Annotated in this window: 8 protein-coding genes; 5 read left to right on the forward strand and 3 right to left on the reverse strand. The window is 59.0% G+C overall.

What is annotated here, in order from left to right; genetic code table 11:
• Together J7G73_RS11770 and J7G73_RS11775 are read right to left on the reverse strand one after the other, a co-directional pair.
• On the reverse strand, positions 1-653 hold a 653-nt coding region (locus tag J7G73_RS11770), incomplete at its 3' end, for an ABC transporter ATP-binding protein (protein WP_291246387.1).
• A gap of 4 nt (positions 654-657) precedes the next feature.
• Positions 658-1,032 carry a GntR family transcriptional regulator gene (locus J7G73_RS11775; protein ID WP_087294606.1) on the reverse strand — a complete coding sequence of 125 codons (375 nt, stop codon included), beginning with the start codon at positions 1,030-1,032 and terminating at the stop codon, positions 658-660.
• A gap of 223 nt (positions 1,033-1,255) precedes the next feature.
• Between J7G73_RS11775 and J7G73_RS11780 the strand changes: the two genes are divergently transcribed.
• From J7G73_RS11780 to J7G73_RS11800, 5 genes are read left to right on the forward strand one after another with little or no spacing between them, the layout of a single operon-like run.
• Positions 1,256-1,915, forward strand: coding sequence for a response regulator transcription factor (locus J7G73_RS11780; protein ID WP_087294608.1), 660 nt, complete (start codon positions 1,256-1,258; stop codon positions 1,913-1,915).
• Positions 1,912-3,312, forward strand: a complete 1,401-nt coding sequence (locus J7G73_RS11785) for a HAMP domain-containing sensor histidine kinase (protein WP_291246388.1) — start codon at positions 1,912-1,914, stop codon at positions 3,310-3,312. The genes J7G73_RS11780 and J7G73_RS11785 overlap by 4 nt, the downstream gene beginning before the upstream one ends.
• Positions 3,309-4,055, forward strand: a complete 747-nt coding sequence (locus J7G73_RS11790; protein WP_291246389.1) for a hypothetical protein — start codon at positions 3,309-3,311, stop codon at positions 4,053-4,055. Before J7G73_RS11785 ends, J7G73_RS11790 begins: the two co-directional genes overlap by 4 nt.
• Positions 4,052-5,308 carry a hypothetical protein gene (locus J7G73_RS11795; RefSeq protein WP_291246390.1) on the forward strand — a complete coding sequence of 419 codons (1,257 nt, stop codon included), beginning with the start codon at positions 4,052-4,054 and terminating at the stop codon, positions 5,306-5,308. Before J7G73_RS11790 ends, J7G73_RS11795 begins: the two co-directional genes overlap by 4 nt.
• 13 nt (positions 5,309-5,321) lie before the next feature.
• Positions 5,322-6,563: a hypothetical protein gene (locus J7G73_RS11800; RefSeq protein ID WP_291246391.1), complete on the forward strand. Its 1,242-nt coding sequence runs from the start codon at positions 5,322-5,324 to the stop codon at positions 6,561-6,563.
• Positions 6,564-6,632: 69 nt separating this feature from the next.
• Here J7G73_RS11800 and J7G73_RS11805 read toward each other — a convergent pair whose 3' ends face one another.
• On the reverse strand, positions 6,633-7,016 hold the full coding sequence (locus J7G73_RS11805) for a hypothetical protein (RefSeq protein WP_291246392.1): 384 nt from the start codon (positions 7,014-7,016) through the stop codon (positions 6,633-6,635).
• Positions 7,017-7,091 lie beyond the last annotated feature (75 nt).

Raw genomic sequence — 7,091 nt, forward strand, 5'->3', positions numbered from 1 at the left:
TTTTCCAGCAGCTCGTCCCGGTCCATCTGGAACAGCAGCCGCCCCTTGTGCAGATAGGCGATGGAATCCGCCACCTTTTCCAGATCGCTGGTGATGTGGCTGCTCATCAGAACGCTGTGGTTTTCGTCCTGGATGTAGTCCCGCAGGTAGTCCAGCACCTCGCCGCGCACCACCGGGTCCAGACCGCTGGTGGCTTCATCCAGAATCAGCAGCCGGGGCTTGTGGGCCAGGGCGGTGGCCAGCTGGAACTTCATCCGCATGCCCTTGCTCATATCCTTGATGAGCTTTTTCTCCGGCAGCTGGTAGGCCTCCAGCAGCCGGGCAAATTCGGCGCAGTCCCAGCCGGGCTGCAGGCTCTTCATGATGCTGTTCACCTGGCGGGGCGTGAGTGTCTCATAAAAGAAGGAATCCTCCATCACCACGCCGATCTGGGATTTGTCCAGCCGGTTGGGGTCGGTGCAGCCCAGCACCTCAATGCTGCCACCGTCGGTACGGATGGCCCCGAAGATAGCCTTCAGTGTGGTGGTTTTGCCCGCGCCGTTTTCACCCACAAAGCCCACGATGGTGCCGGTGGGCACGGTCAGGTCCAGATTCTCCAGCGAAAAATCCCTGTAATGTTTGCACAGGCCGCGGATGCAGATTGCGTTTTCCATAGGATCAGTCTCCCTCCAACAACAGGTTCAATGTTGCCAGCACCTCCGCCTTGCTGATGCCCCCGGCCAGCGCGGTGTCCACCGCCTGCTGCAGGTATCCCTCCATCTTTTTCAGGGTCTCCTCCCGGTGCAGCTCCATGTTCTGGAGTGCAACGAAGCAGCCCTTGCCGGGCACCGTATTGATGAACCCGGCCTTTTCCAGGTCCTCATAGGCCCGTTTGGTGGTGATCACGCTGATGCGCAGCTCCTTGGCCAGCAGCCGGATGCTGGGCAGCGCCTCGCCCTCCTTGAGCCTGCCGTCAAAAATGGCGGCGCGGATCTGGTCGGTGATCTGGGCATAGATCGGCTTTGGGCTGGAATTGCTGATGTAGATCTCCATCAGTCTTCCTCGCTTTTCCTTTAATTTATCAGACTGTACATATCTGATATATACAGTATATACGCGTATATACACAGTTGTCAAGGCTCCGGAGAAAAAATCTGAAAAAAGCGCAAAAATCACCCGGTTGGATAAGAGCATGATACAATTTTGATACGAACTGCAGATATCATCAAAGCACAGGGCGGGCATCCGCACTGGAACAGAGAAAAGAGGAACCCCAATGAATCCCATTTTGATTGTTGACGATGAACGCCCCATTGCCGAGCTGATCGAGCTTACCCTGTTGCAGGCGGGCTACCAGTGCGAGATCGCGCTGGACGGCGATACTGCCGCGGATAAGATCGAGACCGGCCGGTACGATCTGATTTTGCTGGACATCATGCTGCCGGGTGTCGATGGCTATGAGCTGATGGAATACGTGCGCCCCACCGGAACGCCGGTGATCTTCCTGACCGCTAAGGGCATGCTGGCAGACCGGGTGCGGGGCCTGCGCATGGGAGCGGACGATTATATCGTGAAGCCCTTCGAGCCGCTGGAGCTGCTGGCCCGGGTGGAAAGTGTGCTGCGCCGGGCAGGACGGGGCGGCGGGGTGCTGCGGGCCTTTGACATTGTGGTGGACCCGGTGGCCCGCCGGGTGGAAAAAGGCGGTATACCGGTGGCCCTCACGCCCAGGGAGTTTGATTTGCTGGTGCTGCTTCTGCGCAACCAGGGCATTGCCCTCTACCGGGATGTGATGTACGAGCGGGTGTGGGGCGGCGAGGAGGAAGCGGGCAGCCGCACGCTGGATCTGCACATCCAGCGTCTGCGCAAAAAGCTGGGCCTTGCAGATAAGATCAAGACGGTGTATAAAATCGGTTATTTACTGGAGGTGGAAACGTGAAACTGGCAGCCAAACTGACATTTGCCATCCTGCTGCTGTTGGCGCTTTTGTTGAATCTGGGGGCGGCCTGGCTGATCGGCAGCGGATTTTCCGCCCAGCTGCGGGCGGCGGCGCAGCAGAATGCGGCCGCACATCGGGCGGAGTGCTATCAGCTGCAAAAGGAAATGATTGAAAACCCGGACCTGGAGACCCAGTCCCCACTGGTGACCCGATACGGGCAGCAGCGCATCGCGCAGACAGGGGAAGGGCTGGCCATCCTCAGCGAAGAGGGAGCCTTCCTCTATTCCGGTATCGGAATGGTGAATGGCTGGCAGCCGGTGCTGCGGGCAGTGGATGCAGGAGCGGACGAAATGACCTACGCCAAAGAGGGGGCAAACATCTGGCAGCTGTTTGCAAGCCCGGTGCAGTGGCAGGGGAGAACCTTGTGGCTGGTGAGCAGCTGCGATGTGAGCGAGGTGTTCCGGCTGCGGAACCAGCAGCTGGCGGGGTTTGCCCGCCTGGAAGTGCTTGCCTTTGCCGGGGTGGCGCTGGTGGTGTGGGCGGTGAGCCGCCGCCTGACCCGGCCGCTGAAAGCCTTGGAGGAATCCGCACGGGCCATCGCGGCGGGCTCCTACGACCGGCGAACCGGCATGACCGGAACCGATGAGGTGGCCAGCCTTGCCGCCAGCTTTGATGTCATGGCCGAGGCGGTGGAGCAGCGGGCGCAGCAGCTGGATCTGGCGGTGCACCAGAGAGAGGACTTTGTGAGCGCCTTCACCCATGAGTTGAAAACCCCCATGACCAGTATGCTTGGCTATGCGGACCTGCTGCGCAGCGCCGAGGTGAAGCCGGAGGTACGCCAGCGGGCGGCAAATTACATTTATCACGAGACAAAACGGCTGGAAGCATTGAGCGCCAAGCTGATGACCTTTATGACGCTGGACCCGGAGCATAAAACGTTGGAGCTGCGCCCGGTTTCGCTGGCGGCGCTGGCGGAAAAGACGGCCCGCGCTCTGCCCGCAGAATGCCCGATCCGGCTGTGCTGGCAGGGCTTTGAAACAGGCTGTGTTCTGGGAGACGAGGAATTGCTCACCGCGCTGCTGGAAAATCTGATCAGCAACGGAATGCGGGCCGAGTCGAAGGACGGCAGGATACACATTGCCGCTTGCTGGGAAAGCAGTCAGGTGGAGATCATGGTGCGTGACCGGGGCCGGGGAATCCCGCAGACAGAGCTGGAACGCATTACCGAGCCATTCTATATGGTGGATAAATCCCGCGCCAGAGCCCAGAACGGCAGTGGTTTCGGTCTGGCACTCTGCGATCGCATTGCCCGGCTGCACGGCACTCGGCTGGAATTTGAGAGCCAGCCCGGCGAGGGCACAACGGTACGATTTACATTAAAGGAGGCGGCGGGATGAGCAAAAAACAGCGAATCAAAACGAGCCTGTTCTGCGCCGGAGCATTGCTGCTGGTGCTGGCCTGTATGGGGTTGCCCTCTGCCTTCTGTGTCATGCAGCAGGCAAGGCTGCTGCAAACCAGCCATTCCCGCCCGGCGGAAGAAAATGCCCTTTCCAGCCAGGGGCGGGAGAACGCGCTGGCAAAGCTTCTGTATGACCGGCAGTTCCTGGCGGGCAGCACGCCGGAATGGGATTCCACCGGCTGGCAGGTGTTGGAGCAAACCGAAGAGGGACAGATGAATTCGATTGGCGCAGCACTGGAACAATTGCGAAAAGCAGGCCTGCTGGATGAAACGCAAACTGCGGCAGCGTATGCGCTGCTTGAAACCGAACAACCCGATGCCTGCAAAAATGCTATGCGGGATGCGGCAGGCTTTGTGCGCTATGAGTGGGGCACAGAGGCCGACAGCCTTCTGCTGGAGCTGGGCCCCGGTGAAGAAGTGGTGCGGCTGCGATGGAGTGTTGGCGGGCAGCTGCGGGCAGCTGAGCTGTTGGAGGCATACAAACGATTTTTGAACGTGACAGAATTTACCGACTGGAAGGATCTTTCCAGTGAGGACGGCCATCTTGCCGCTGCCTATTCCCCGGCGGCGCAGCTGTATGTGTATGCATCGGACAAGGGCGGTACAGAGCTTGGCGCAGAGCACAAAACGCCGGAACAGATCGCCACGGCAATGAAAGACAAGAAGGAGGGAACGGCATGAACTGCATAACAAAAACGACGGCGCTGGCATTGAGCCTTCTGCTGCTGGCAGGCTGCGGCATACAGCCCGCTCAAAGCGAAGTGTTCACAGAAGCGACAGCGCAGCCCACAGTGAAGAGTGCATTGTACCAGACCGGCGGAAGCAGAGGGGTGGACTGGAGCATCAAAGGCGAGAATGCCTTCACCGTGGCCCGAAGTGGACAGGGGGCCTTTCTGCAGGCCATCGACCTGACCGATGGCAGCTGTACACCGCTCTGTTCGCAGCGGGAATGCCCCCACAGCGGCGCGGATTGTCCGGCCTGGGTGGAAGAGCAGGGCACGCTACCCTATGTGAACTGCCTGGAAAACGGCGATCTGGTCTTATATTATCTGACCAATAAGGCGCTGGGCGGCAAAGCAGCCGTGGAGCTGCGGGCAGCGGACGGCACCCTGATTCAGGCGCCCATAGCCTTGCCGGAGGAAGGGCAGGGCTGGTCTCCTTCCGGATTTTACAGTGACGGTAAAGATTTATATGTGGTGCGGGAGGATCGGTGGTACCGGTCCGGCTGGCTGCCTCTGTATCGGCTGTACCGCATCCATACGCAGGCGGACGATGCGTTCGGAAGTATGGAGGAAGCAGCAAGCTGGCAGCTGGAAAACACCTCGATCCTCACCGGGCAATCCACCGGCAACGGATTGCTGGTTTGTCAACTGGCCGATGGTGGGCAGATTCTCAGCGAACTGCTGTGGAATGGAGAAATACGCACCATCCGCCGGGCGCAGCCCCAGCAGATGTTCTGGACAGCCCAATATTCCGGCAGCCTGGAACCGGAGCCTACCATCTGTTTGTACGACAGTGTGAGCGGCCGGCTGGAACGGCTGGACTCTGCCACGGGTGAGAGCGTGCAGACCGCCGCATTGGAAACGGGGCTTTCGCTGGTGGGAACACCATTCTGGCTGGAGGATACATTATATGTAGGGACGTTACGGGAAGGCGGAGCAGAGCAGGCGTTCGCTATCCATGAAGATGGAACCGTGGAGCCGATTGTCCGCCAGACCAGCCGGAACGGAGCAATTGGTCCGGCGGTTCCGTTGGCCGTGATTGGGGACAGGCTGCTGGTGCAGCTGAACGAAACCATGGTGGAAACCAGTTACCGGGATAAGGACGGAAAACTGGTTGCCGGCCAGACCAGTGAATTCCGTTACGGCCTGTTCACACCGGAGCAGTATATGACGAACGATGCGGAATGTCTGCCCGTTCAAGGGGCATTTTGAGGAGTGAGAAACGATGAAAAAGCATATCCAAGCAACGGCATTGGCGGTTAGCCTGCTGCTGATGGTCGGCTGCGGCACTGCCCGGAGCCAAAGCGAGCCAATCCCGGCAGCGGAGCAGGCCAATGCGGAACAGACCCTGGGGGGACTGCATTTTGCGCAATCCAGTCAGGGGGACGGAAGTGTTTGGATCGTGTCCGGTGATCAGGCATTTCTGGCGGGCGAACGGCAGATCGACGGGGGATGCCTTCTGCAATCGGTGGATTTAACGACCGGGCAGCGGACGGTTTTGTGCGGTAAAGCGGACTGTGCCCATTCCGACCAGGACTGCGATGCATGGCTGCGCAGGGATGGATTCATTCAGATGACGGAGACGGAGTCGGGGCAGCTGGCGCTGTTCTGGCAGATCGATGGCGAAGCGTCGGTGGAGCTGCGGGACCTGAGCGGAAAGGTGCTCCGTTCGCAGACAAAGATTTCCGCATTGCCGGTGAGCGGACCCGTGTATCGGGACGGGGGCAGTTTGTACTATATGTGCAGCGCCGAGCAATACCAGAATTTGTGGCGGGTGAATGTGGAGGACTCCGAGCGGTTCGGCCAGTGCGAAGAGGTTTGTCGCTGGCAGCTGGCGGAGAATCCGTACCCGCTGCTTTATACAGAGAATGGCATTGTGGTGGAACAGACCAGCGGTACCGGAGAAGAGGAAAATCAGGGGACGACCTGCCTGTATCTGCTGCGCTGGGAGAACACGGTGCAGAAGATTTTTGAGCAGGATCTGGCTCAGGGCATGATCTGGAAAGCGGAAGGAGATACGGCATTGTTTGCTTATCAGCGGGCAAGCGGAATGCTGGAGCAAATTAATCCGGCCGATGGTACACGGACGGAATTTGCGCAGGTGCAGCCGGGCATTCGATATGCAAACCCGGTCCATCTGACTCAGGGCCGATTGATCTATAGCTGGAATGACGGCGAAGCCCATGGGCAGAGCTGGGTGGAGCAGAATGGCCAGCCGGTGGAGATCAAGGCTCTTTCCCGCGGTCACAATGGGGGTGTAACGGATGTCATTGCGCTGCAGGCGTTGGGAAACGGACGTCTTCTGGCGGATCTGGGGGATCTGGAATATCCCATAACGGAAACCGGTACGGACGGCAAGGTCTTTTCCATGAATACCAGCGAACGGCTGTATGGTATTTTCACACTGGATGAGTATTGTCAGGGTGGAAAGGAGTATCTGCCGGTTCAGGCGGAAGCGGAATTCTGACAAAAAAACAGCCCGCCGGGCAACGCATGCAGAACGCGTTACCCGGCGGGCTGTTGATTTTAATAAAGGTTACCGGCCCAGCAGCTTGCCCAGCTTTACCTTAAGAGGGGTATAGCCGTTTTTGGCATCGGAGGTGAAATCGGAGGCAACCTCCCACTTCCAGCGCTGATTGTCGAAGTAGAGCACATCACCCTCCTGTCCGGTCAGGGCCTTGGGCAGAGCGTTGGGGTCCACCAGCGGGTCAAAGGGCTGCTGGTAGCTGAGCACGCCCTCCGGCGAGATGCTGGCCCATACTCCGAATACGAAGCAGGCGCCTTCGCCGTAGCAGAAGCGCTCAAAGCGGACCTTGCCGTCGTAGTAGAACGAAAGGCAGTCACGGAATTTGTTCAGGTATTCCTTTTCGTAGCGGCGGCCGCAGTTTGCGCCCGCCAGCTGTTTGGCAGAAATGTTCATGGCAGTTTCCCTTCCCGCAGCCGGGCCGCAAACAGGCGGCAGGGCAGGCGGCGTTTGTTTTTTTCATTATAACAG

Origin of the sequence: Allofournierella sp. (assembly GCF_017889395.1) — a bacterium.
Lineage (GTDB): Bacteria > Bacillota > Clostridia > Oscillospirales > Ruminococcaceae > Allofournierella.

Coding starts and splice junctions, on each gene's coding strand:
- J7G73_RS11775 (WP_087294606.1), bottom strand. CDS start 1,032: ATGGAGATCTACATCAGCAATTCCAGCCCAAAGCCGATCTATGCCCAG.
- J7G73_RS11780 (WP_087294608.1), top strand. CDS start 1,256: ATGAATCCCATTTTGATTGTTGACGATGAACGCCCCATTGCCGAGCTG.
- J7G73_RS11790 (WP_291246389.1), top strand. CDS start 3,309: ATGAGCAAAAAACAGCGAATCAAAACGAGCCTGTTCTGCGCCGGAGCA.
- J7G73_RS11795 (WP_291246390.1), top strand. CDS start 4,052: ATGAACTGCATAACAAAAACGACGGCGCTGGCATTGAGCCTTCTGCTG.
- J7G73_RS11800 (WP_291246391.1), top strand. CDS start 5,322: ATGAAAAAGCATATCCAAGCAACGGCATTGGCGGTTAGCCTGCTGCTG.
- J7G73_RS11805 (WP_291246392.1), bottom strand. CDS start 7,016: ATGAACATTTCTGCCAAACAGCTGGCGGGCGCAAACTGCGGCCGCCGC.